Genomic DNA, 25,128 nt, shown 5'->3' with positions numbered 1-25,128 from the left:
AAGCCCCCGTTGCCTTGTGGCAGCGGGGGCTTTTTGGTGGATTACGGAATACCGATACCTAAGCTAAACCCTTGTGGGAGCGAGCCTGCTCGCGATAGCGGTGAATCAGTTGATGGCGATGTTGACTGTGCTGTTGTTATCGCGAGCAGGCTCGCTCCCACATGGGGGGACCAAATAGGCCCATCTGCTCACGGTTGGGACGCCTTGTTCTGACGTTTGTTGATTTCGTCCACCAGGCGCTTGGCCAGCGCCGGGTAGTTCTCGTCGAAATGATGGCCGCCAGGTAGCTGGATGGCTTCGCCCACCGCCGTCTTGTCAGTGCAGCCACTTTCAGCCGCTTCTTCTACGCCATAGATGCACACCACTTTGTCGGCGGGCAGCTTGGCCATTTCCGGGCCGGTGGCGGCTTCGGTGCCGGCGTTGCCGAGCCAGCCTTCGACTTCGATCTCGAAACTGCCAGTGCGCGCGAAGGCCAGCAGGATGATTGCGTCGACCCCTTGCTGCTCGCTGGCCGGCAGGCGATTGTAGATTGCGGGCAGTACGTCGGCGCCAAAGGAATAACCGGTCAGGATAAAGCGCTTGGTGCCCCAGACCTGACGGTAATGCTGCATCAGTTCGGTGAGGTCCAGGGCGCTTTGTTCCGGGCTCTTGTGCTGCCAGTAGTAGCGCAGGGTGTCGATGCCGACGACCGGGTAGCCGATCTTGGCCATTTCTTCGGCCACGTCCCGGTCCAGGTCCCGCCAGCCGCCGTCTCCGGAGAGAAACAGTGTCACGGTGTCCCGGGCCTGGCTGGCGGGCACTTCCACCACGGGGATGCTCAGGCTGCCCTTGTCCGTGCCCACCAGGATCTTGTGCAATTCGTTGTTCAGCACTTGCGGCAGGTTGATGTCGTAGTTGCTGATGCTGGTTTCGGCGTTCGGTTGATCCCGGACGAAACCGGCGCTGGTGTCGTCAGGGTTGTCATTCCAGGCCACCAGCCAGTGGCCGTGGGCCGCGCTTTTAGGCAGCAGGTGGGTGCAGCCGGGTTTTTCCAGGGCCAGGTCCACCGACACGGCCTGGGCCTTATCGTTCTTCTGCTCGGCCAGCCAACGCCAGGCCAGCACGGCACCGGGGCCGATACCGCTGACCAGCGTCGCTGGCCCCTGAAGCTGCTTCAGGCCGGCCTGCAGAGCGCGGCCTTGCAGCACACAGTCCTTGGGCAGGATCACCTGGACGATCTGCGCCGAGCCGCTGCGGCTGAGGGCCAGCAATTGCGTGTCGCTTAGTTTCTGCTCTTCAGTGACCGCCACCAGCACCTGGGCGCGGGGCGGGGTGCCGGGAGTGATCCGGGTCATCGGCGCACCGTCGACCGGCGTCAGTTGTTCAAGGATCGGTTGCGGGGCAGGGCGGTTCCAGTACCAGTAACCGCCGCCGAGAATCACTGCCAACACCAACAGGGTGGCCACTACATATCGCCAGGAACGTTGCATCATCAGCGTTTCACCAATCCAGTCAGGCCGCCTGCAATCAGGGCGGCGGTGTCGGCCAGGGCTACCAGCGGATCGAGTCCGGCGGGCACGGCCATGTAACGAGGTTCCCAGTCAGGCTGGAATTTATCTTTGAAACGGCGCAGGCCCTGGAAGTTGTAGAGCTGTTCGCCACGGCGGAACACCATCGAGCCCAGACGCTGGGTCAACGGAGCGCCGCGTCGCGGTTGCAGGCCCGACAGGGGCACCATTCCGAGGCTGAAGCGGGCGTAGCCATGGGTTTTATAATGCTGAATCAGCCCGACCATCATGAATTCCATGGTCAGTTTCGGGGCGTCGGGATGGGCGCGCATCAGGTCGAGGCTGGCCAGTTCATGGTTGTAGGTCTCCAGCAGGTTGGCGAACGCCACCGGACGGCCCTCGAAGCGGATCACTGCGATGCGAAAATGCTTGAGGTAGTCCTCACTGAAGCGACCGAGCGAGAAGCCTTTCTCCCGCACGTTCTTGCCGGTCAGCCAGGCCTCGGAAATGACCTTTAGCTCATCCATCGGCGCCTGGCCCGGTTCGTGGATCTCCAGCGACAGGCCGTCCCGGGTGCCGCGGTTCCAGGTGTAGCGTAAGTCCTTCATCTCTTTGCCCTTGGCTTCGAGATCGAACTGCTTGAGGTCGACCCGTGCTTCTTCACCCAACTTGATCGCCGTCAGGCCGATGTCCATGTAATACGGCAGGTTCTCGGCGCGTACCTGATAGAACACCGGACGCGCATGATGGGTATCGCACAGGTCGCGGAACTGCCAGATCATCTCGGCTCGTTGCTGAGTGGGGCCGATCGGGTCGTACAGCGCCACCAGGCTGCGGCCACGGCGGGCATACATCAGAAACGCTTCGTCGTTGGGGTGAAACAGCAGTGCCTTGTCACCGGTCAGGGCCAGGCCGCCGTCGGGTTGCGAAGAAGCCATGAGAATCTTTTTGGCTCGCTCCAGTTCTTCTGCCGCCGGCAACTGGATCACCGGCCGCGCGGTGCGCAGCAACCAGGTCAGGGACACCACCACCAGCAGCACCGCCGCGCCGAGCAGCGAGCGCAGACCGCGAGGGGCATCGGCATCGAGGGTGAATTGCCACCACAGTTCATGGCTGTAGGGCACATCCTGGTAAGCAAACAGCAGTAGCCAAATCGATGCGCCGAGCACGCACACGCTGGCGATCAGATACAGCGGAGAAAAGGGCAGCTCGGTCAGGCGACTCGGACGATAGAAGGAACGCCGGAACACCGCCAGCAAGCTGGCCGTCAGCGTCAGCAGCGTGGCCTCTTCCCAATCGAAACCCTTGAGCAGCGAGAGCAGGGCACCGACCAGAAGTAAAACGGTGGTCAGCATCCAGGCGGCGGACAAGCGCCGGCGCAGGCCCTGAGCAAGCAACAGGCATAGCACGCCCACGAGGCTGGCGCCGAAGTGCGAAGCGTCCACCAGCCGATGAGGGATCAGGAAGCCAATGTGTTCCAGGCGAGTATCGATCTCCGGGGTCACGCCGGAAAACAGCAGCACCACGCCCGACAGGAACACCAGCACCGCCAGGATCGGCGCCGCCAGGCCCGAGGCTACCCGCAGGGATTGGCGGGTCTGGAACAGTCTTTGCGCTTCATTGATCAGCAACAACACACAAGCCACCAGCATCGGCAGCAGCACGTAGATCAGGCGATACAAAAGCAGGGCAGCGGCCAAAGGTGCGGCCCCCAATTTGTCGGCGAAGGCCGCCAGCAAAATTGCTTCGAACACCCCGACCCCGCCGGGTACATGACTGAGCACGCCGGCGGCCAACGCCAGCAGATACACCAGCAGGAATGCGCCGAACGGTGGTGCTTCGGGTAACAACAAGTACAGCACCGTGGCGGCTGCCGCGACATCCAGCGTGGTGATGATCAGTTGCAGAAGCGTCAGGCGTCGGCCGGGCAGGCGTAGGGTGTGGCGACCGGCCTTGACCAGCAGGCTGTCCCGATAGGGCTGTTCTGGCAGACGTCGACGATAGATGCCGATAGCCAGCACACACGTAAGCAGGAGCACCGCGACGCAGATTGCTCCCAGCCATGTGGCCGGCAGGTGCAGGGCGGCGGCAGCGGAGGGAAGATCGCTGAGGGTCGCCAGGGCCGCCAGCGGTGGCAGTGCGCAGCCCAGGGACAGGCTGGCGAACAGGGTCATGTGGGCGACATCTGTCGCGCCCAGGCCATGGCGGGCATATAGCCGGTAGCGAACCGAGCCTCCCGACAATAACGAGAGCCCGATGGCGTTGCCGATGGCAAAAGCGCTGAAACCGCCCAGGATCAGGGTTTGCGCTGGCAGTTTCACACCGGCATAACGGCTGGCGGACCATTCATAGCCCAGCAAAATGACGAAACCGAACACCGTCGCGGCGATTGCCCCGAGCAGGGCCGGCCGAGGCACTTGCACAATTGAGTCGTGCAGGGCGTACAGATCGAGCTCGCTCAGCAGGTGGCGACAGGCAATCAATGCGATCGCGAACAACAACAGTGTGACGGCGAGGCCGATAGGTTGACGGTACTGACTGATACGGTCCAGCCAGCGTAGTCGCTCGGCCTTGATCGGTTGTGTCGCAGTAACAGTGTCTTGCGGGGCAGACGAGTGGGCGCGCATCAATCACCTCTTGAACTATGCGCGACAGGATGGGGGCATCCAGCCCAGTTACCAATCCCTGCTGAAAAAAATAATTACAAAATATTTTTAATGGAAGCTTTTTCGACAGGCACAAAAAAGGCCACTCTTTCGAGTAGCCTTTTTTGATGTTTGGTTGCGGGAGCCGGATTTGAACCGACGACCTTCGGGTTATGAGCCCGACGAGCTACCAGACTGCTCCATCCCGCGTCTGTGTGGCGGCATTCTACAGGCGAACGCCAGGGTGTCAACCGTTAAAAGGTCGTGGGGTCAAATAAACGGCCAATCCGTCGCCAACCCAGCTAAATGCGCGAAATCAAAAGGAAATTGTCCTACAAGCTGTAGCGTGCATTGTGCCGCCATGCGCTTGCGCCATGTTCGAATGGCTTCTCTTCAGCGGACGATTGCGCAAAAACAAGCGGCCACAAAAAAGGCCACTCTTTCGAGTAGCCTTTTTTGATGTTTGGTTGCGGGAGCCGGATTTGAACCGACGACCTTCGGGTTATGAGCCCGACGAGCTACCAGACTGCTCCATCCCGCGTCTGTGTGGCGGCATTCTACAGAGGATCGGCTGGCTGTCAACCCTGGGGCGAGAAAAATCTGTTCAGCTTCAATTGCTTAGCCTAGGTCGTGGGCATTGTGACAGCGCTGTGACACACGGCTGGCAAGGGCTGGCGCTCTATTGGACGCTTTGCGGCGATTGAAAATATAAATTCTTGTAGGTTTTTTCCAGTCACAGTGAGGGATCTTTCCAACTACTGGTGCTATATACAGTTGTCGGTGCGATACTGGCAACCCGACTTGTCGCACATCCGCTTCTCTCATGACGCAACGCAAAATCATCCACGTCGACTGTGATTGCTTCTATGCCGCTATCGAGATGCGCGATGACCCGCGGCTGGCCGGCAAACCCCTGGCGGTCGGTGGTTCGGCGGACCGGCGTGGGGTAATCGCGACCTGTAACTACGAGGCTCGGGCTTACGGTGTGCGCTCGGCCATGTCATCCGGGCACGCCTTGAAGCTTTGCCCTGACCTGACCATCGTCAAGCCACGGATGGAGGCCTACAGGGAGGCGTCGAAGGAAATTCATACGATTTTCAGCGATTACACTGACCTGATCGAGCCATTGTCCCTGGACGAGGCCTACCTGGATGTCTCCGCCAGCGCCCAGTTCGGCGGTAGTGCCACCCGCATTGCCCAGGACATTCGCCGGCGAGTTTCCAATCAGTTGCACATCACGGTGTCCGCTGGCGTTGCCCCCAACAAGTTTCTGGCCAAGATCGCCAGCGACTGGAAAAAGCCCAACGGCTTGTTCGTCATCACCCCGGATCAGGTAGAGGACTTCGTCTCGGCTCTGCCGGTGAGCAAGCTGCATGGCGTTGGCAAAGTGACCGCCGACAAGCTGAACAGGCTCGGCATTGTCGACTGTCTGCAGTTGCGTCAATGGGACAAGCTGGTGCTGGTGCGCGAATTCGGCAGTTTCGGTGAGCGACTCTGGAGCCTGGCTCGTGGGATTGATGAGCGTCTGGTACACAATGACAGCCGGCGGCAGTCCATCAGTGTGGAAAATACCTACGATGTCGACCTGCCCGACCTGGTGAGTTGCCTCGACAAACTGCCGGAACTCATGGAGGCCCTCAGCGGGCGCATGGCGCGGATCGACAGCAGTTATCGGCCGGGCAAGCCGTTCGTCAAAGTGAAATTCCACGACTTTACCCAGACCACCCTGGAGCAAGCCGGGGCAGGGCGGGACCTGGGCAGTTACCAGTTGCTATTGACCCAGGCGTTCAACCGCGGCGGCAAGCCGGTGCGGTTGTTGGGGATAGGGGTACGGCTGGAGGATCTGCGAGGTGGGTTTGAGCAGTTGGAATTGTTTGAGCGGTGAGGCTGCCACTTACATGAAGGCTTTGCCGGCTCTTGTGGCGAGGGAGCTTGCTCCCGCTGGGCTGCGCAGCAGCCCCAGAAGCAGTTGATTCAACTTATCTGACACACCGAGGTGGCAGGTTTGAGGGCCGCTGCGCGCCCCAGCGGGAGCAAGCTCCCTCGCCACAAGGTTATGCTGCTAGTTCGCCCCCGGATCCGCCACCAAGCGCCCGCCATCCTTGGTCAGGGCTTTGAGGAATTCGGTCTGCAACTCCGGATCATTGCGGGTCAGTTCGATCAGGCTTTGTTCCAGCTCGCTGGCCTCTTCTTCAAGTCCCAGCTCCGACAGGCGCTTGACCCGGTGAACCCACTGGCTCACCTCGTCATCTTCCAGGTCGTCATAAATCAATGCGTGGGCCTCTACCAGCTTGCCGCGCAAGGTGCTGCTGATGCTCAAGGACGAGTCGGTATGCACCTCGTCCAAAGTGTCCGTCACGCTGATCTGCAATTTGCCGAAGTGGCTCAGGTCATGCTCGGCGAACGGGCTTTCCAGCAGGTTCACGCGCAACACGCCATTGCGGTCGGTGCTCAGTTCGAAGGTCTGTCGGGCAGCCTTGACCTGTACCGGGCGTTCGCTCCAGGGCAGGCTTGAGTGTTCGACCCGTTTGTCGCGTTGCACTTCATCGATTCGGGCCAGGTTCTGCTGGGCGCGGCCATGGGATGGCACGTTCATGAATGGGTTGAGCCCGGCGAAACCGTAACTGATCCAGTCCCTGGTCGCACTCTCCGGGAGGTTGCCGAGGGCGAACACATTGACCACATTAGCGCCGACCCCGGCCACCACCGCCACCGCGCCCAGCGGGATTTCGTAAACCTCCCGCCAAGGCTGATATGGCGTGTAGCGATCATAATGGCGGGTCACTTCGAACTCGGTGACTTCGAAGGTCTTCTGCTCATTGATCCGTACACGACGCTGGGGCAGGTCGAGCACCTTGGGCTGACCCACATCGATTTGCAGGTTATGGTCGAGCAGTTTGCGCTCGACCCGCTCTTCGTGCTCGCTGCGTTGCGACATTTGGTTGGCACAGCCGCTGACCAGCAGGGCGCCGCACAGCGCGGCGCCCCCGAGGCCTAAGGTGTTTCGCTTGAACATGACGTCTCTATCTGGTGTCAGCGGCGGATACGGGCCTGGAGGAATGACAGCACGTCGGCGACCGGCAGCGCTTGCGGCTCGGCCTCGGTGCGACTTTTGTATTCCAGGTTGCCTTCGGCCAGGCTGCGGTCACTGACCACGATCCGGTGCGGGATGCCGATCAGTTCCATGTCCGCGAACTTGATGCCGGGGCTGGTTTTCTTGTCGCGGTCGTCCAGCAGCACTTCGAAGCCGGCGGCCGTCAGTTCGGCGTAGAGCTTGTCGGTGGCTTCGCGAACCAGCTCGGTCTCGTAGCGCAGCGGCACCAGGGCAATCTGGAACGGCGCCAGGGTATCGCTCCAGATGATCCCCTTCTCGTCGTTGTTCTGCTCGATGGCAGCCGCCACCACGCGGGACACGCCGATGCCGTAGCAGCCCATTTCCAGGGTCACCGGCTTGCCGTTTTCGCCCAGCACTTCGCACTTCATTGCCTTGCTGTACTTGTTGCCCAGCTGGAAGATGTGCCCGACTTCGATTCCGCGCTTGATTTCCAGGACGCCTTTGCCGTCCGGGCTCGGATCGCCTGCCACAACGTTGCGTAGGTCGGCCACGGTTGGAACCGGCAGGTCGCGCTCCCAGTTCACGCCGAAGTAGTGCTTGTCGTCGATGTTGGCACCGATGGCGAAATCGCTCATCAACTCCACCGAGCGGTCGATGATGATCGGCAGCGGCAGGTTCAACGGGCCGAGGGAGCCGGCACCGGCGCCGATGGCGTCGCGCAGGTCGGCATCGGTGGCCATGACCAAGGGGCTGGCGACGCCAGGCTGGTTGCCAGCTTTGATTTCGTTCAGCTCATGATCGCCGCGGATGATCAGGGCGATCAGCTTGCCTTCTTCTTCGGCACGCACGATCAGGGTCTTGATGGTGCGTTCGATCGGCAGGTTGTAGCCTTCCACCAGTTGGGCGATGGTCTTGGCGTTTGGTGTGTCCACCAGGCGCAGTTCTTCGGTCGGTGCAGGGCGGGAAGTTTCCCGTGGCACGGCCTCGGCTTTTTCGATGTTGGCGGCGTAGTCGGAACCGTTGCTGAAGACGATGTCGTCTTCGCCGGACTCGGCCAATACGTGGAACTCGTGGGAGCCGGCGCCACCGATGGAGCCGTTGTCGGCTTCAACCGGGCGGAACTTCAGGCCCAGGCGGGTGAAAATGTTGCAGTACGCCTGGTGCATGCGGTCGTAGGTGACTTGCAGCGAGGCCAGGTCGGTGTGGAAGGAGTACGAATCCTTCATGATGAATTCGCGGCCACGCATCAGGCCGAAGCGTGGGCGGATCTCATCACGGAATTTGATCTGGATCTGATACAGGTTGATAGGCAGCTGTTTGTAGCTGCTCAACTCGTTGCGCATCAGATCGGTGATCACTTCTTCGTGAGTCGGGCCTGCGCAGAAGTCGCGACCATGACGGTCTTTGATGCGCAGCAACTCCGGGCCGTATTCTTCCCAACGTCCCGACTCCTGCCACAGCTCGGCCGGCTGGGTACCCGGCATCAACACTTCCAGAGAACCGGCGGCGTTCATCTCTTCGCGAACGATAGCTTCTACCTTGCGCATCACTCGCAGGCCCATCGGCAGCCAGGTGTAAAGGCCCGAGGCGAGTTTGCGGATCATGCCGGCACGCAGCATCAGCTGGTGGCTGATCACGACGGCGTCGGAAGGCGTTTCTTTCTGTGTGGCGAGCAAAAATTGACTGGTGCGCATGGTTGGCCGTTGTCGGTTGCTGATGACGAGAAGTGACGGAGCATTGTACGGGCGAGATGCCCTGGCGTACAGGCGCGTGGCCGGTCGCCAGGCAGGAACGCCGTTTCGCCGGCGCTTGCTGAAGTTTCCTACGATTCTTCCGCAGGTCGCGTGGGTGTCGGTTCCTCGTCCGAAGCCGAGCCCGAATCCTGGCGGCGGTTTTCCTGATACCAGTGCAAGGCAATCAGCAACAGGGTCGGAACGCCGAGCAGGGCGGTGATCAGGAAGAAGTCGTGATAGCCGAATTTCTCCACCATCACCCCTGAATATCCACCGATCAAGCGCGGCAGCAATAGCATGATCGAGCTGAGCAGGGCGTATTGGGTGGCCGAGAACTTCAGGTTGGTCAGGCTCGACAGGTAGGCGACGAACGCCGAAGTGGCCAGGCCGGAGCTGAAGTTGTCCAGAGAGATGGTGACAATCAGCATCTGCAGGTTGGCGCCCATGTCGGCGAGCATCAAAAACAGGATATTGGTGCCGGCGGAGGCAACGCCGCCGATAAACAGGATCGGCAGGATGCCGAAACGCACGATCAACAAGCCGCCCATGCCGGCGCCGACGAGTGTCATGATCAGCCCGAAAATCTTGCTGACGCTGGCGATCTGGTCCTTGGTGAAACCTTGGTCGATGTAGAACACGTTGGCCATGACGCCCATGACCGTGTCGGACATTCGGTAGGTGGCAATCAGCCCAAGCAACAACAGGGCCTGCCAGCGGTAGCGCAGAATGAAATCGTTGACCGGGGTCAGTACTGGCGCCAGCCCGCGGCGCCCCATGGCTGAAAGGCATAGGGCCGTCAGGGTGATATAGAGGATGGCCCGCAGAAAGGCGCGGTCTTCGAGCAGCAGATCCAGCAGGCTGACGCCTTCGAAGAGGACGCTGGCGAAGTCGGTGTTATAGAGCTGGGTGAACATCGCCGGTACCGACACCAGCAGTACGATGAGTACGAACACCGAGGTCAACTGGTGGGCGAAGCTATAGCGGCCGGCCTGCAACTGGGTGCGCAACGGTACCGGCGGTTCGCGCATGAACAGCGAGGTGAGCAGCGCCGGGACCATCAGTACGCCGAACAACAGGTAGGTGCCTGCCCAGGCCGAGTGTTTATAGCTGAAACCGGTGGAGCCGAACCCTTCGGCAAAGAACAGTGCGCCGGCGGTGGCCAGCAATGCCGCGATTCGGTACCCGGACATGTAGCTGGCGGCGAGGGCCGCCTGGCGGGTGTCGTCGGCGATTTCCAGGCGGTAGGCGTCGACGGCGATGTCCTGGGTGGCCGAGGCGAAAGCCACGATCACCGCGATAGCGATCAACCAGGACAGGTGTTTTTGCGGATCGCAGAAGCCCATGCCGATCAGGCCGAGGATCACCAGGGCCTGGGAGAGCACCAGCCATGAACGCCGACGGCCGAGTTTGCCCAGCAGTGGCAGGCGCCATTGGTCGAGCAGTGGCGACCAGACCCATTTGAAGGCATATGCCAGGCCGATGAGGCTCGCGTAACCAATGGTCTCACGGGCCACGCCGGCTTCACGCAACCAGACTGAAAGCGTGGAAAACACCAGCATGTAGGGCAAGCCGGCGGCGAAGCCAAGCAGCAACAGCACGAGCGTCGAGGGACTGGCATAGGCGGCGAGGGCGGCGCGCCAGGTTTTACGGGGCATGGGCTGGAGTCTGCCTCAAAAATTGCGAAAACAAAGCGCGCACTCTAACCGCTGTGCTCTACCGGGCGCCAGCCATGGCGCTGAATATCAACACGATTATTCAGGACACTTACCCCTTCCATGCGCAGGCGCGCGCGTTGTTCATCCCCTGAAGCGCTGCCGACCGGCAGGCTGATCCGACCGCCGGCGCCCAACACGCGATGCCATGGCAGCTTTGTGTCGTTTGGCAGTTGGCTGAGGGTCCGTCCCACCCAGCGTGCCGCGCGGCCCAGGCCGGCCATTTCGGCGAGCTGGCCATAGGTCACTACCTTGCCGGCCGGCACCTGTGCCAGGGTCAGGTACAGGGTGGTGCGGCGAATCTGGGCGGCGCTCTCTGCGTCCGCGGGAGCATCAGTCACGTTCAGGCGTCCTGAAGAAGGGCGTATTGCCGTTGGTAGATTAAGTCCCGCAAGGTTGGTTGAGAAATGAACTCATCACAATTACTTCGGTCAGTCCTTGCTAAGGTGTCGTCCCGGGGGATAATGCCGCCTTTTTACCGCAAACTTGAGCTCTTTATACGCTTATGTTGTCTAGAACCCTGCTATGCCTAGCTGTCACCAGCGCCTCCATGCCATTGCTTGCCGATACCGTCTGGTTGAAGAACGGCGACAAGCTCAGTGGCAAGATCACCGTTTTCGATGGCGGCAAGTTGCTGATCCAGACCGATTACGCTGGCGCGATTCCCATCGACTGGAAACAGGTCAAGACCCTTGAGAGCGACCAGCAATTGCTGGTCAAGCAGGATGCCTACACTGGCGAGAAAGCCAAGGCGCTGCAGGCGGCCGAGGACGGCAAGGTGACCCTGGCCAACGGCGACGGACCCAAAACCGTCGAGCTGGCCAGTATCCAGCAAATCCTCAAACCCAAGCCGGTGGTCGAGGATCTGGTGTGGAAGGGCAATATCGATGCCGCACTGGATTATCAGCGCGCGGAAAACGATACCGACGACTACGACATCGACTTCAAGACTTCGGCACGCCATGGCAGATGGCGGCACACCGCCGAAGGCGAATACAACCGTGAATTCCAGGATGATGTGGTTTCCACCGACAACTGGAGGCTGGAGTACTCCCTCGACCGGTTCCTCACGGAAAAATGGTTCTGGCAAGGGCGTTTGAATTACAAGCGCGACAAGGTCGAAGAGCTGGCTCGCCAGCGCGTGGTGGGCACCGGTCCGGGTTATCAGTTCTGGGATGACGAGTTGGGGGCTTTCTCGTTGGGCTCGCTGCTCAACCGCACCGATTATGAATACCGCGACGGTGGAACGGACAACTTCTATTCCGTCGCCATGAAGTGGGACTACAACCGCTACCTGATCGGCAAGCGTGTCGAGTTCTTCACCAATGGTGAAGTCGGCAAGCCGCTGTCCAGCGTCGCCGAGTACGCCTACGACGCTGAGGTGGGGCTGCGCTACAAGGTTACCGACTGGGCTTCGCTCAACCTCAAGGCCGAGAAAGATGTCATCGAGGGCACCGAAGACAGCGACTTGAGCAAGACGCGCTACACCGCAGGGTTTGGCGTGACCTGGTAATCTCGGGCTAGCAACGCAACCAACCCGTGTGGGAGCGAGCCTGCTCGCGATAGCGGCGGATCAGCAACATCAACGTTGACTGACACGCCGCTATCGCGAGCAGGCTCGCTCCCACATTTTTTTGTGCGTGGGCAAAAACACACAGGCACAAAAAAGCCCCGCTTTTCAGGGCGGGGCTTTTTACTAAAGCAAGGACAAGTTAGATAACTTGAACTTCTTCAGCTTGCATGCCTTTCTGACCGCGGGTAGCGATGAAAGAGACCTGCTGGCCTTCTTTCAGGCTTTTGAAGCCGTCGGATTGGATTGCTTTGAAGTGAACAAACAGGTCGTCACCGGATTGTGGGGTGATGAAGCCGAAGCCTTTTTCATCGTTGAACCACTTAACGGTACCAGTTTGGCGATTAGACATGGTGTAACTCCTTGAACAAAGATAACTGCGACTCAGGAAGAACCCTGGCCGAGACTGAGTGCAAAGAGCAGGAAAAATTCTTGTAGATGGTTGGATCGAAATTCAACATATCGTGTAGAGATTCTCAGTGACACAAGCAGCACAGTGGCGCCACCTTAACCCTTTTTCCGGTACGTGCCAATGGTCTTTGCGAAGGTTTCTCGGTTTTGGTGACTGACGGCGGGCGATATTGCCGTCAGGGCCAGGAAATCAAGGCGGATCGGCGAGATTTGCGTCCCGCGCTTTGAACCCGGCCCCGTGCCCCGGTAAGATGCCGGACGTATTTTTTCCACCTCGCTATTCAGGACACCCGCCATGAGCATCAAATCGGACAAGTGGATTCGCCGCATGGCGCAAGAGCAGGGCATGATCGAGCCTTTCGTAGAGCGCCAGATGCGTGGCGAAGGCGCCGACCGGCTGATTTCCTTCGGCGTCTCCAGCTACGGCTACGATGTGCGTTGCGCCGATGAATTCAAGGTGTTCACCAACATCAACTCGGCCACCGTCGACCCGAAGAACTTCGATGAGAAGAGCTTCGTCGACGTCAAGAGCGACGTCTGCATCATTCCGCCGAACTCCTTTGCCCTGGCCCGCACCGTTGAGTATTTCCGTATCCCGCGCAACGTGCTGACCATCTGCCTGGGTAAAAGCACGTACGCGCGCTGCGGTATCATCGTCAACGTCACGCCGCTGGAGCCTGAATGGGAAGGCCATGTGACCCTGGAGTTCTCCAACACCACGACCTTGCCGGCCAAAATCTATGCCAACGAAGGTGTGGCGCAGATGCTGTTCCTTGAGTCCGATGAAGAATGTGAAGTGTCCTACAAGGATCGTGGTGGCAAATATCAGGGCCAGCGCGGCGTGACGCTGCCGCGTACCTGATTCTGACGAACAGTTTGAATTCCTGGGCGGGCAGGCACTCTATGGGGTGTACTGCCCGTTTTTTTGCCTCAGCGCAGCGGGCCTTCGCCCAGGAGTTGCTCTATGAAGATCGATCCGCGAATCAGTGCCGAACTGGCCAGGCTTGAGCCCAATCAGATCGGTGTCATGGCTTGGTCATTGCTGGCCCACCCTGCCGAAGTGGCGGGCGGTATTCCAGGCCAGCCTGATCCCGATACCCCCAACGAACAGCCCTTCGAACCCACCGAACCCGGCGAACCCACCCTGCCGGATGAGCCGCCTCCTGCGCCTGTTGCCTGACCTCAGTTAGAAGCTACCAGCGGCAAGCTGCAAGTGGGCACGTTGCTTGCCTCCACGCTTGCCGCTTGCCGCTGTCAGCTGATCGGCCATATTTCGTTATCCCCAATGACAAAGATCCGGCAGTCATTGTCCTGTTCCACGCGATGCCCACCTGTGAATGCACCGAAGGCCGGTAGCAGGCTGATTTCGCTGCCGAGCCGGAAGCAGGCCAGGCGCAGCCGCTGCCGGCCTTTGCCGCTCAGGTGGTAGACGGGATGAACGTGACCGGCCAGCACATGGCGGCTGGGATGCGGATCGGGCTCATGTTGTACGGCGAAAGGACCGAGCAACAATGGCTCCGGCACGACCCGGATGTTCAGGGCTGGCGGCGGGTCGCCGGCGCGTTTGTCGTGGTTGCCGCGAATCAGCGTCATGGCCAGGAGCTGATGTCGTTCACGCCAGCTGCAAAGGGCCTTCAAGGTGCCCGGGGCGTGGGAACCTGGACCGTGGAGAAAGTCCCCTAGAAAGATCAGTTGGCGACATGGCAGGCTCGCCAGGAGCCTGTCCAGCACGGCGATGTTGCTGGCCGTCGTGCCATGGGGCACCGGTTGGCCAAGGCTGCGATAAGCAGCGGCCTTGCCAAAATGCACATCGGCGACCATCAAGGTTTGCTGGGCCGGCCAGTAAAGAGCCTTTTCCGGCAATAGCCAGAGCTCTTCGCCGGCGAGGCTGACGGGGTAGGGCGCGGGCATCAGGCGTCACCACGATCGGCGGTCTTTTCCAGTTCGCTGACCATCCGCCGGATGCGATCGGCGAGCTTCTCCGAACTCATGCTTTCCCTGAATCGCTCTACCAGCAACGGGAACCCCAGTGGGGTGGGGCGTTTGATGACATGCAGGTCGAGTTTTAAGGTATTGAGGCGTTCCAAGGTCTGCTCCAGTCGACGTATATCCAGTTCTTCACGCAAGACTTCTTCCCCGGCCTGTGCCAGCAAGAGGTTGTCGGCGTCGTATTGCTTGAACACCTGAAAGAACAAGCCGCTGGAGGCCTGGACTTGACGGGTACTTTTTGGCGCGCCGGGATAGCCGGCAAAGACCAGTCCGGCGATCCGGGCGATTTCGCGAAAGCGTCGAAGTGCCAGCTCTCCGGCGTTCAGGCTCGCCAGCACATCGCCCAGCAGGTTGTCGACGCTCAGGAGTTCCGGCCCCAGGTGCTGTGTCCAGTCCAGTGCCGTGGCGCTGAGCAGTTCCAGGCCGTAATCGTTGACGGCGATGGAAAACGTCACCGGCTGTTGTCGGCTGACGCGCCAGGCCAGCAGGCTCGCCAACCCCAGATGAACCTGGCGCCCGGCAAAGGGATATAGAAACAAATGCCAGCCTTCGCGGGATTTGAGCGTCTCGGCCAACAATGTTTCTTGCGTAGGCAAACCGGACCAGCGTTGTTGAGTCGATAATAAGGGCCGCATGGCGCTCATCTCCGGACCATCGAAGTGGCCCGTGGCCGCCTCGCTCAGGCGGGCCACGACGGCGGCCGCCAATTCGCTGGAAAGCGGCATACGCCCGCCGTTCCAGCGCGGCACGGCGGCTTTTTTGGCTTGGCTGCGCCGCACGTAAGCGGTCATGTCCTCAACCCGGACCAATTCCAGCAAGCGCCCGGCAAACAGGAAACCGTCACCGGGCCGCAGGCGAGCGATGAAGCCTTCTTCCACGCTGCCCAAGGTCTTGCCGCCCCCGCCTTTGCTCCAGAACTTCAATTGCAGGCTGGCGTCGCTGACAATGGTGCCAATGCTCATGCGATGTCGTCGGGCCAGTCGCGCATCGGGGACTCGCCACACTCCGTGTTCGTCCGGCTCGACCCGCCGGTAGTCGGGATAGGCGGTCAATGACAGCCCCCCATGGCGCACGAAGGCCAGGGCCCAGGCCCATTCGGCTGCATTGAGGTCGCGGTAGGCCCAGGCGCCGCGCACTTCCTCAAACAACTCATCAGGCACGAAACCGCCGCCCAAGGCCATGCTGACCAGATGCTGGACCAACACATCCAGGGGTTTTTGGGGCGACTCCCGGGCTTCGATGCGCCGTTGGGCCACGGCGTCTTGCGCGGCGGCGGCTTCGATGAGTTCCAGGCTGTGGGTCGGCACCAGCGTGACCCGCGAGGTCCGTCCCGGTGCATGACCGGAGCGCCCGGCGCGTTGCATCAGCCGCGCCACGCCTTTGGCCGAGCCAATTTGCAGGACCCGTTCCACCGGCAAAAAATCCACCCCCAGATCCAGGCTGGATGTGCAGACCACCGCCTTGAGCTGACCTTCCTTGAGGGCCCGCTCCACCCAGTCGCGAGTGTCCCGGGACAATGAACTGTGATGCAGCGCGATCAGCCCGGCCCAGTCCGGCCTGGCTTGGAGAATGGCCTGGTACCAGATTTCCGATTGCGCCCGGGTGTTGGTGAAAACCAGACAGCTGCTGCTGGCGTCGATTTCGGCAATGACCTGGGGCAGCATCTTCAGGCCGATGTGCCCGGCCCACGGAAATCGTTCGAGGGCCGGGGGGAAGCAGCGTATCGACCCGTAGCGCCTTGCCGTTGGCCCCCTGCACGCTGGTGCCGTTGCCTTGCGGGATTAATACCTGCTCGGCGTGGGCCTGGTTACCCAAGGTGGCGGACACGCCCCAGACGATGAGTCGGGGATGCCAGCGCCGCAAGCGTGCCAAAGCCAATTGCAACTGTACCCCCCGTTTGTTGCCGAGCAACTCGTGCCATTCATCCACCACGACCATGCCCAGCGTTGAGGTGGCCGTTTGCGCATCGGCGCGGGCGAGCATCAGGGTCAGGCTTTCAGGCGTGGTGATCAGCGCGGTGGGCAGGCGCCGGCCCTGGCGGGCGCGTTCGCTGGCGCTGGTGTCGCCGGTGCGCAGGCCGACGCTCCATGGAATCTGCAGCTCTGCCAATGGTGTCTCAAGGGCTTTGGCTGTATCGGCGGCCAGCGCGCGCATCGGTGTGATCCACAGGACCGTCAGCGGTTCGGCCACTGGTTTGCGTTTACGGGGTTTATCCGGCGGTGGCGCCGAGCGGGCGAACCGGTTGAGCGCCGCGAACCACACGGCGTAGGTCTTGCCGGCCCCGGTGTTGGCGTGCAACAGCCCGGATTCGCCGCGTTTGACCGCGGCCCAGACTTGTTTTTGAAAGGCGAACGGCTTCCAGCCGCGGGCGCTGAACCATTGGTTTGCGTAATTGCTGGATGTCGCCATACCCGCTGCGTGCGCCCTGAAAGTCTTCTTTCAGTGACCGCGGCGGGATGTGAAAGGTTTTAACGCATCATGTACGAGCTGCCCTGTAGGAACTGCCGAGTGAAACGAGGCTGCGATCCTTTCCACTGCAATTGAGTCCCGAGCGAGGCATCAAGATCAAAAGATCGCAGGCTTCGCCAGCTCCTACGGGTTGCATCGAGGTTTATTTCAGGTTGCCACTGAGAAACTGCTGGAGCCGCTCGCTCTTGGGATTGCCCAGCACGTCTTCCGGCGCGCCTTCTTCTTCCACCAGGCCCTGGTGCAGGAACAGCACCTGATCCGACACCTTGCGGGCGAAGCTCATTTCGTGGGTCACCATGATCATGGTCCGGCCTTCTTCGGCCAGGCCCTGGATCACCTTCAAGACTTCTCCCACCAACTCCGGGTCAAGGGCCGAGGTGGGTTCGTCGAACAGCATCACTTCCGGTTCCATCGCCAGCGCGCGGGCGATGGCCACGCGCTGCTGCTGACCACCGGAAAGGAACGCCGGGTACTGCTCGGCCACTCGCGCCGGCAGGCCGACCTTGTCGAGATAACGACGGGCACGGTCCTCGGCTTCCTGTTGACTGACGCCCAACACCCGGCGCGGCGCCATGGTGATGTTTTCCAGCACGGTCATGTGGCTCCACAGGTTGAAGTGCTGGAAGACCATGGCCAGGCGGGTGCGCAGGCGCTGCAGTTCCTTTTCGTCCGCCACGCGCATGCCGTGGCGGTCGTTGATCATGCGGATCGCCTGGCCGTCCAGGCTCATTGCGCCGTCGTTGGGTTGTTCCAGAAAGTTGATGCAGCGCAAAAAGGTACTTTTGCCCGAGCCGCTGGCGCCGATCAGGCTGATGACGTCGCCGGTCCTGGCCTTGAGCGAAACACCTTTGAGCACCTGATGTTCGCCATAGCTTTTATGCAGGCCTTCAATGGTCAGTTTGTACATGGGGCATGCATCCTCAAGGCGAAAGTAAGTAGCCGCTGCGATAGGCTTCGGCGCCGGCGACATGGGCGATCACCATGCCGGCAGTGGCCATGCGACGCAGCGAGCGAGCGTACAGCAGCCCGGCATTGCGGCAATGAACGGGGGTGACCGTGTCGTTGATCGGGTCGATGATTTGCGCCACCAGCTGCCCGGCCTCCAGGTACTCTCCGGGCACGGCGCTGTAGACCAGCAGGCCGCCGACCGGCGTCGCCACCGGCTCCACGCCGGCCAACGGCGTAGGCGGGTAGGGCAGGTCGGGCAAGGGCATCGGTTCGCCGTCAATGGCGCCGAAGCGGATCAGGTATTCGATCAGGGCCTGGCAGTCGAGACTCGCCAGGTCGTGGGTGACGTCGCCCTGGCCGCGCAGTTCGACGGTGACCGAAAAACTGCCCAGCGGAATCTCGAAGTGTTCGCCGAAGCGTTCTTTGAGTTGCCACCAGAGCAGGGTGAAACATTCATCGAACGATTGACCGCCCGAATCCGTCGCCAGCAGGCTCGCCTCGGCACCGATGTAGCGGGCCAGTGGCTCGACCTGGGGCCAGGCTTCGGGGGTGGTATAGAGGTGGGCGACCGCTTCGAAATCACAATGCAGGTCCAGAACCATATCGGCGTCGCAGGCCAGCCGTTGCAGGACCAGGCGCTGGGATTGCAATTGCGTACTGGCGGTCTGGCGGGCGAGGGCGTCGCGCAGGTGTTTGCGGATCAGCATCAGGTTGTGCTGTGGATCGTCAGTGAGCTGGCCTTCGATCTGGTTGCCGATTTCCTCGCTCAGGTCGACGAACCGGCGGTTGAAATTCTGCCCGCTCTCCATTTCGTAGCGGCCCAGCGGCACATCCATCAGCACTTGTTCCAGGCCGATGGGGTTGGCCACGGGCACCAGCACGATCTCGTGGCGCAGGTGACCGGACACCTCAAGCTCGGTCAGACGCTGCTTGAGGTGCCAGGCCACCAGCATGCCGGGCAACTCATCGGCGTGCAGGGACGACTGGATGTAGATTTTTCCGACGGCTTTTTCCGGGCCGAAGTGGAAGCTGTGGATCTTGCGTGCGGTCCCCGGCAGTGGGGCCAGCAGGTCATGAATCTGGTGGCGCATTTGCGTGTGTGTCCTGAAACAGAAGCCCTAGTGAGTCGGCCCGAGAAAGGCCAGCCAGCGGCGTTCGGCGAGGCGGAAGAGGCCCACCAGTGCAAAGGTGACGGTCAGGTAGATCAGCGCGGCGATACCGAACGACTGGAAGGTCAGGAAGGTGGCCGAGTTGGCGTCCCGGGCGACTTTGAGCACGTCTGGAACGGTAGCGGTGAACGCCACGGTCGTCGAGTGCAACATCAAGATGACTTCGTTGCTGTAGTACGGCAGCGAACGCCGCAGCGCCGAAGGCATGATCACGTAGGCGTACAGCTTCCAGCCCGTCAAGCCATAAGCCTTGGCCGCTTCGACTTCGCCATGGTTCATGCTGCGGATCGCCCCGGCGAAGATTTCCGTGGTGTAGGCGCAGGTGTTCAGGGCGAAGGCCAGGATCGTGCAGTTCATTGCATCGCGAAAGAAACTGTCGAGCAGGGGCTGGGCGCGCACCGCTTCGAGGCTGTAGATGCCGGTGTAGCAGATCAACAGCTGTATGTAGAGTGGTGTGCCGCGGAACAGGTACGTATAGAACTGCACGGGCCAGCGTACGTAGCCCTTGGGTGAAACCCGGGCGATGGACAGCGGGATCGAGACCACGAAACCGATCAACAGCGAGGCGCTGAGCAGCCACATCGTCATGGCCAGGCCAGTGATGTGATTGCCGTCGCTGTAGAGGAACGGTCGCCAGTATTCCTGAAGAAGTTCGATCATCGCACCGCCTCCCGTGCGCCGGCGGCGTAACGGCGTTCAAGCCAGCGCAGGACGACATTGGACACGCTGGTGATCAGCAGGTAGATCAGTGCCGCGAGCACGAGGAAGTAAAACAGTTGGTAGGTGCTTTTGCCGGCATCCTGGGCGGCCTTGACCAAGTCGGCCAGGCCGATGATCGACACCAGCGCGGTGGCCTTGAGCATCACCATCCAGTTATTGCCGATGCCCGGCAGGGCAAAGCGCATCATTTGCGGAAACACCACGAAACGGAAACGCTGGCCACGCTTGAGGCCATACGCCGTGGCGGCTTCGACCTGACCCCGCGGCACCGCGAGAATCGCGCCACGAAAGGTTTCGGTGAAGTACGCGCCATAAATGAAGCCCAGGGTGATGACCCCGGCGCCGAATGGGTTGATCTCGATGTATTCCCATTCCATGAAGTCGGTAAAAGAGGTCAACCAGGTTTGCAGGCTGTAGAAGATCAGCAGCATCAGCACCAGGTCCGGCACGCCGCGAATCAGCGTGGTGTAGAGCTGGGCCGGGATACGCAGCAGTTTGACGCTGGACAGCTTGGCGCTGGCCCCCAGCAGGCCGAGCAAAACGCTCAGTAACAAAGACAGGACCGCCAGCTTGATGGTCATCCAGGTGCCCTGCATCAGCAGCGGGCCAAAGCCCTGCAGGCTGAAGGCGCTGAGCCCCAGATTTTGTAGGAGTTGTTCGAACATGAAAGAGGCCTTAGGCAGAAAAAAAGCGCCCATCCGAGGCCGGATGGGCGCTGCGCATTATTTGCCGCTGTACAGATTCAGATCGCCAAAGTGTTTCTTCTGGATCTCGGCGTACTTGCCGTCCTCGTGTAACGCTTTGATACCTTTATCCAAAAGTGCCTTCAGCTCTTTGTTACCTTTCCTGATACCGATGGCGGTCTTGGAAGGCAGCAGTTCGCTGTCCACGGGTTTGCTGACTTCATAGTCACCACCTTTTGGCGATTTCAAGAAGCCCAGCTCGGCCTGCAGCATGTCCTGGATCGACGCATCGAGACGGCCGGAGGTCAAATCGGCATAAACCTGGTCCTGGTTCTGATAGGCCTGGGTCTTGACGCCGGCCTTGTCCAGCACGGTTTTGGCATAGGTTTCCTGGATGGTGCCTTGCTCGTAACCGACGGTCTTGCCTTTAAGGGACGCGACATCTTCGCTCAGGCCGGAACCCTTCTTGAACACATACGAGGTCGGGCCGGAGAACAGTTCGTTGGAGAAATCGATGACTTTTTCCCGGGCTGGGGTCACGGTCATGGACGAGATCACGCCGTCGAACTTATTGGCCTTCAGGCCCGGGATCATGCCGTCGAAATCGCTTTCGACCCAGCGGCACTTGACCTTCAATTCTTCGCAGATTGCATTGCCCAGGTCGATATCGAAACCTACCAGGCTACCGTCGGCGGCCTTGGATTCAAAAGGGGCATAGGACGGGTCGACACCAAAACGCAGTTCCTTGTATTCCTTGGCCGTGGCGACGCCGGCGGCCATGCACAACGCCAGTGCAGAAAGGGTCAGCAGTGCTTTTTTCATTATTCAATCCCTAAAACCAATATGAGCGCTTGTGGCGCGTAAGTATTGTTACCGGTGAAGGCGAGAACGGTATGACGGCATAAAGGTAGCAATTTCCGAACCAGAGTGCCGAACAAGCGTTTTAAAAACTTTGGCGGCAGCCGGCGGGACGTGATGGTGCGCGGGGATGAGCAGGCTTTAAAAGATGCACCAGGATGGCGCGGACTCTGCTGTTTTTTACGCTTCAGTATCAGGTCTCAAGACCGGACCGCTGTGCGAGGGGGTTTTGCTAAGCGCTCGACCAAGGGATTGCCCGGTCATTTCGACATATCGGTAGGTGAACATCGACACCAGGACTACCGTTCCCGCTACCAGCACAGCGATGAGGTTATTGAGCAGTACATTGCCGAGGTCCAGGTACCGAGTCCCGTCGATCACCGGTGCAATGTCAACGCCAAGCATTTTTTTCGCCACCATGAACGCCGACATTACGCAAAACAGAACGGCCGCGTGGGTCAGGTAGATTGAGTAAGACAACTTGCCGAGAAAACCGAAGCCACGTCCCGCCAACAACCGCGACACGGCGCCGCCATCAAAGGCGAATATCACTACGATGACACCGAACAACGGGCTGGCCCACAATTGCTTGCCTGCAAAATCGTTGATCACGAAAATCAGCGCCGCTGTCACCGCCGCCACTTCAAGCGTTGTCAGCAACCAGGTCTGCGCTCGGCTGGGATGGGGGAGCCTCAGATACACGGCGTAAGCCAGGCAGCCGGTGAAAAAGTAGGCGAGGCCGCGCAGCGACTCGAGGGTGAAGAAGGTATTGCCTGCATGCATCAGCGCCAAGGCCACCAGCACCGTTGTTACCCATACCCACATCCTGACGCCGAATGCGATGCTCACAATCAGGGCGAAGATCATGTAGGTGTAATACTCGATACTGATGCTCCAGGACGGATAGTTGAACGACAGTGGATTAGTCAAATGCGTCCAGGATTGCAACAACAATGCATTCGGCAGGATTTCAGAAGGGGCAAACTTTCCTGAAAAGGGTGCATTGTTGAAGTCCATGCCTTTTTGCGCGGCCATATATCTGCCGCACTCTAACAGTATAAAAATGCCTAGCATAAAGAGGTGCAAGGGGAACAAGCGGAACGACCGTGTTATGAAGAACTTTCGAAAATTAAACTGTGCTGAGCGGCCATAAGCATGTGTCAATACAAAACCGCTCAATACAAAAAAGAAAGATACAAATACTTCGGCGTGACGGAATAACAACCATTCGGTAAAACTACCGCTGACGCGTAAGTGATAGACCATTACTGAAAGGGCCATCAACCCCCTGAAACTGTCCAGTGAAAGAAACCGCTTCTCTGCGCGCATGTCAGGCTCCCTTACTCGTGTGAATGGCACGTCTTGGATTTCACTCCGGTCGCCATGCCATTGGGGGAGCTGCCATGACGGTATCCCCGTCACTGTTGCATGATGGGCCTGGCGCAGGATCTGGACGATTGGAGACACTTAAATAAATGGTGGGTCTGATGTCACGTTAGCATTGCTCTTTAAAAGAGCAAGGCGGTTTTTTCTGGTCGTGATAAATGCCCTGATGACGCAATTACGGCGTCAGAAAAACTGCTAGTGCGCGGGGCATCAATAGTTTTTTTAGCGGTGCGTGAAGCGGCGCCTGGATACAATATTTTTAAATACCGTTCATCGACGATTCACACTATTTTTCTCACGCATGTTACATACCGACTACTGTGTAGAGCGATGATGGCAGAGCGCCAATGCATCTGAGTTAGACCGTAAAAAGGACACTATGAAACGCATCGTCGTGATATTAACTTTGGCGTTCAGCAGCCTGGCCCAGGCCGCGCCAATGCGCTGGGGCGATATTCGTGACGGCAGCCTCTATCTGCAGGTGGGGCGCGACGATACGTTGCGCATCAGTTGGGTGCCGGCCTGGCAAACCGACGCTAATGAAGAACGTATTTACTTGCTGGACGGGCAGGGGCAGTTGCGCGACGAGCGTTTTATTCCCGCCAGCGAAGGGAGCGGCAAACAAAGCTGGGCATTGCCCGCCAGTGCCGCCAGCTACCGCGTCGAAGTCCCGGGCTATAGCTTCAGGCGCTATCGCTTTGAGCACGACGACAAAACCGTCGCCCTGTTCGCGCCGACGAAAGTGCACTTCAGCGTCGAGGCCGCCTCCAACGTCGAGTTGTATTTCAAGGTCCGCGCCGGTGAGCAGGCGATCCTGGCAGGCAAGTATTTCGGCGGCGTCAGGGCTCTGAATGCCGAGCGCCTGGGCGATGGCAAAAAAGTCGAACTGAGACTCAAGCCCTACCAGGACTACCCGAAGTTCGACCAGATTGCCTTACCCGTCAGCGATAGGGATCAAGACTGGCGTCTGCGCCTGCAAGGTAGAGGCAAAGCGGCCTTCTGGCTGGACGGCACCGCCAACCTGTTCGCCCAGCGTGCGCAGCACCTGCAGCCCCTGCGGCAGGACAGCGGTCGGACCGAACTGACCCTGCACCCCGAGGTGCTGGGGCCCACGCCGCGCCTGGGCCTGGCCTTGCCCTACCGGCTTCCACCGCCGGCAAGCTACAGCGCACTCGACGTGCTCAAGCCCCGTGCGGGTAGCTTCTACAGCGCCGTCGACATCATGGCCGCTGACCCCCATTACGAAGATGCCTTCAGGCGTTTTTATCTGGAACGCGGCGGCATCGATACCAACATCACCTTGCTGGCCGGCACTGGACGTAAGGCCGACCTGAAGGCCGACAGCCAGAGCATCGCCGGCCTGAACGCCTGGCTGGCGGCAACCGTGGCCCTGGGTGGCGGCACTCACTACCTCTCGTTTGCCGACGAACCCAACTACAACTACCCCGACTATGCGACGTACAAGCACTTCTTCGACGCCATGTATCGCCAGGTGCTCGACTACCCGGGGGCGCGGGAGGCGGGCGTGCGTATCGCCATGCCTGCCAGCTCGCGCTTCGTCAACGGACCGTTTACGCGCCGAGGCGCCCAGCACCGTGGCATCGACTGGGCTCGGCGCATGCTCGACGAATCGGCAGCGCAAATCGATGCCCTGGCTTGGCACGAGTGGATGATTCGTGACCTGCTGGCCACGCGGGTCTACCGCGACTCCGTGCGCCGGGCTGCTGAAGTCGTCGGCCTGCAAGCCGATGGCCGGCCACGCAAGGCGCTGTTGCTGGACCAGACCAATATCTCCAGTGGTTCAAGCGTGAGCCCCTACGAACAGGAGACGCACTTCGCCTCGCTGTGGTGGGCCTCGGTTGCGATCAACTCAGCCCAGGATGGTTTGCTCGACGTGCTCAATTGGTTCCAGGCCGCTGACGATCCGCACCACCTCAAAGGCATGATCCGCCTGCCAGGACCTGATCGCTTCGAGCTCAAACCGGTAGGCCTGGCGCAGCAATTCATCCAGTCGCACTGGCTCGATCAGGTCCTGCGTATGGACAACAGCGCGTTCGAGGTCGATGCCCTGGCGATGGCCCGCGGCAACGAACGCGGCGTGCTGGGGGTAAACAAGGGCAACCGTCTGCAACGGATCAGCCTGCAGGGCGCAGGCACTGCCTGCCCATCCCTCATCCTTTTCGGCCCTGATAGCCGTCACCGCGATGCGCCTGTCGAGTGCCGGGATGGACGCATTCGTTTTGAAGTACCGGGTGAGAATATTTTCGCCTTGACTTGGAGGGCGTCATGACAC

Annotated in this window: 19 protein-coding genes, 2 tRNA genes and 1 pseudogene; 5 read left to right on the top strand and 17 right to left on the bottom strand. The window is 60.2% G+C overall.

Features of this window, described 5'->3' with window-relative positions; all coding sequences use genetic code 11:
• Nucleotides 1-188 precede the first annotated feature (188 nt).
• From MA884_RS22585 to MA884_RS22570, 4 genes are all read right to left on the bottom strand, one after another.
• Nucleotides 189-1,472, bottom strand: a complete 1,284-nt coding sequence (locus MA884_RS22585) for a virulence factor family protein (protein WP_256232591.1) — start codon at nucleotides 1,470-1,472, stop codon at nucleotides 189-191.
• Nucleotides 1,472-4,114, bottom strand: a complete 2,643-nt coding sequence (gene mprF / locus MA884_RS22580; RefSeq protein ID WP_256232590.1) for a bifunctional lysylphosphatidylglycerol flippase/synthetase MprF — start codon at nucleotides 4,112-4,114, stop codon at nucleotides 1,472-1,474. The genes MA884_RS22585 and mprF overlap by 1 nt, the downstream gene beginning before the upstream one ends.
• Before the next feature lie 151 nt (nucleotides 4,115-4,265).
• Nucleotides 4,266-4,342, bottom strand: a tRNA-Met gene (locus MA884_RS22575).
• A 254-nt stretch (nucleotides 4,343-4,596) separates the two neighbouring features.
• A tRNA-Met gene (locus tag MA884_RS22570) sits at nucleotides 4,597-4,673 on the bottom strand.
• Nucleotides 4,674-4,955: 282 nt separating this feature from the next.
• Between MA884_RS22570 and dinB the strand changes: the two genes are divergently transcribed.
• Nucleotides 4,956-6,017 (top strand): DNA polymerase IV, encoded by a 1,062-nt coding sequence (dinB, locus tag MA884_RS22565; RefSeq protein ID WP_256232589.1) that lies wholly within the window; start codon nucleotides 4,956-4,958, stop codon nucleotides 6,015-6,017.
• A 177-nt stretch (nucleotides 6,018-6,194) separates the two neighbouring features.
• On the opposite strand, the gene MA884_RS22560 is transcribed toward dinB, so the two are convergent.
• The 4 genes from MA884_RS22560 to MA884_RS22545 form a co-directional block, all read right to left on the bottom strand.
• Entirely contained in the window at nucleotides 6,195-7,148 is a 954-nt protein-coding gene (locus MA884_RS22560; RefSeq protein ID WP_256232588.1) for a hypothetical protein, read from the bottom strand.
• 17 nt (nucleotides 7,149-7,165) lie between these two features.
• Nucleotides 7,166-8,881 carry a proline--tRNA ligase gene (locus MA884_RS22555; RefSeq protein ID WP_256232587.1) on the bottom strand — a complete coding sequence of 572 codons (1,716 nt, stop codon included), beginning with the start codon at nucleotides 8,879-8,881 and terminating at the stop codon, nucleotides 7,166-7,168.
• 128 nt (nucleotides 8,882-9,009) lie between these two features.
• Nucleotides 9,010-10,575 carry an AmpG family muropeptide MFS transporter gene (locus tag MA884_RS22550; RefSeq protein WP_256232586.1) on the bottom strand — a complete coding sequence of 522 codons (1,566 nt, stop codon included), beginning with the start codon at nucleotides 10,573-10,575 and terminating at the stop codon, nucleotides 9,010-9,012.
• 44 nt (nucleotides 10,576-10,619) lie between these two features.
• Nucleotides 10,620-11,000 carry an MGMT family protein gene (locus MA884_RS22545; RefSeq protein WP_371134804.1) on the bottom strand — a complete coding sequence of 127 codons (381 nt, stop codon included), beginning with the start codon at nucleotides 10,998-11,000 and terminating at the stop codon, nucleotides 10,620-10,622.
• 137 nt (nucleotides 11,001-11,137) lie between these two features.
• Between MA884_RS22545 and MA884_RS22540 the strand changes: the two genes are divergently transcribed.
• Nucleotides 11,138-12,145: a DUF481 domain-containing protein gene (locus tag MA884_RS22540; protein ID WP_256232584.1), complete on the top strand. Its 1,008-nt coding sequence runs from the start codon at nucleotides 11,138-11,140 to the stop codon at nucleotides 12,143-12,145.
• Between the two features lie 199 nt (nucleotides 12,146-12,344).
• On the opposite strand, the gene MA884_RS22535 is transcribed toward MA884_RS22540, so the two are convergent.
• Nucleotides 12,345-12,554 (bottom strand): cold-shock protein, encoded by a 210-nt coding sequence (locus tag MA884_RS22535; RefSeq protein WP_002554837.1) that lies wholly within the window; start codon nucleotides 12,552-12,554, stop codon nucleotides 12,345-12,347.
• A 354-nt stretch (nucleotides 12,555-12,908) separates the two neighbouring features.
• Between MA884_RS22535 and dcd the strand changes: the two genes are divergently transcribed.
• Both dcd and MA884_RS22525 read left to right on the top strand, forming a co-directional pair.
• On the top strand, nucleotides 12,909-13,475 hold the full coding sequence (gene dcd / locus MA884_RS22530; protein ID WP_214918353.1) for a dCTP deaminase: 567 nt from the start codon (nucleotides 12,909-12,911) through the stop codon (nucleotides 13,473-13,475).
• A 102-nt stretch (nucleotides 13,476-13,577) separates the two neighbouring features.
• Entirely contained in the window at nucleotides 13,578-13,793 is a 216-nt protein-coding gene (locus tag MA884_RS22525) for a hypothetical protein (RefSeq protein ID WP_256232583.1), read from the top strand.
• 74 nt (nucleotides 13,794-13,867) lie between these two features.
• Here the strand turns inward: MA884_RS22525 and pdeM are convergent, their stop codons facing one another.
• The 8 genes and pseudogenes from pdeM to MA884_RS22485 form a co-directional block, all read right to left on the bottom strand.
• Nucleotides 13,868-14,524 (bottom strand): ligase-associated DNA damage response endonuclease PdeM, encoded by a 657-nt coding sequence (gene pdeM, locus MA884_RS22520; RefSeq protein WP_256232582.1) that lies wholly within the window; start codon nucleotides 14,522-14,524, stop codon nucleotides 13,868-13,870.
• Nucleotides 14,524-17,011, bottom strand: a pseudogene (locus MA884_RS22515) (ligase-associated DNA damage response DEXH box helicase). The gene pdeM and the pseudogene MA884_RS22515 overlap by 1 nt, the downstream one beginning before the upstream one ends.
• A gap of 202 nt (nucleotides 17,012-17,213) precedes the next feature.
• On the bottom strand, nucleotides 17,214-17,978 hold the full coding sequence (locus MA884_RS22510; RefSeq protein WP_256232581.1) for an ABC transporter ATP-binding protein: 765 nt from the start codon (nucleotides 17,976-17,978) through the stop codon (nucleotides 17,214-17,216).
• Nucleotides 17,979-17,991: 13 nt separating this feature from the next.
• The gene (locus MA884_RS22505; protein ID WP_256232580.1) at nucleotides 17,992-19,110 is read right to left on the bottom strand and encodes a succinylglutamate desuccinylase/aspartoacylase family protein; all 1,119 of its coding nucleotides are present in this window, start codon (nucleotides 19,108-19,110) and stop codon (nucleotides 17,992-17,994) included.
• A 27-nt stretch (nucleotides 19,111-19,137) separates the two neighbouring features.
• Nucleotides 19,138-19,848, bottom strand: coding sequence for an ABC transporter permease (locus MA884_RS22500; RefSeq protein WP_256232579.1), 711 nt, complete (start codon nucleotides 19,846-19,848; stop codon nucleotides 19,138-19,140).
• Nucleotides 19,845-20,573 carry an ABC transporter permease gene (locus tag MA884_RS22495; RefSeq protein WP_092397737.1) on the bottom strand — a complete coding sequence of 243 codons (729 nt, stop codon included), beginning with the start codon at nucleotides 20,571-20,573 and terminating at the stop codon, nucleotides 19,845-19,847. The genes MA884_RS22500 and MA884_RS22495 overlap by 4 nt, the downstream gene beginning before the upstream one ends.
• A 57-nt stretch (nucleotides 20,574-20,630) precedes the next feature.
• Nucleotides 20,631-21,413: a transporter substrate-binding domain-containing protein gene (locus MA884_RS22490; RefSeq protein WP_256232578.1), complete on the bottom strand. Its 783-nt coding sequence runs from the start codon at nucleotides 21,411-21,413 to the stop codon at nucleotides 20,631-20,633.
• 216 nt (nucleotides 21,414-21,629) lie between these two features.
• A complete protein-coding gene (locus tag MA884_RS22485; protein WP_256232577.1) occupies nucleotides 21,630-22,778 on the bottom strand; it encodes an acyltransferase in 1,149 nt (382 codons plus the stop codon).
• Nucleotides 22,779-23,214: 436 nt separating this feature from the next.
• On the opposite strand from MA884_RS22485, the gene MA884_RS22480 reads away from it, so the two are divergent.
• Entirely contained in the window at nucleotides 23,215-25,125 is a 1,911-nt protein-coding gene (locus MA884_RS22480) for a hypothetical protein (protein ID WP_256232576.1), read from the top strand.
• The last annotated feature ends 3 nt before the right edge of the window (nucleotides 25,126-25,128 follow it).

This window comes from Pseudomonas sp. Q11 (assembly GCF_024494355.1).
GTDB classification, from domain to species: domain Bacteria; phylum Pseudomonadota; class Gammaproteobacteria; order Pseudomonadales; family Pseudomonadaceae; genus Aquipseudomonas; species Aquipseudomonas hefeiensis.
This window is presented reverse-complemented; position numbering and strand designations above follow the sequence as displayed.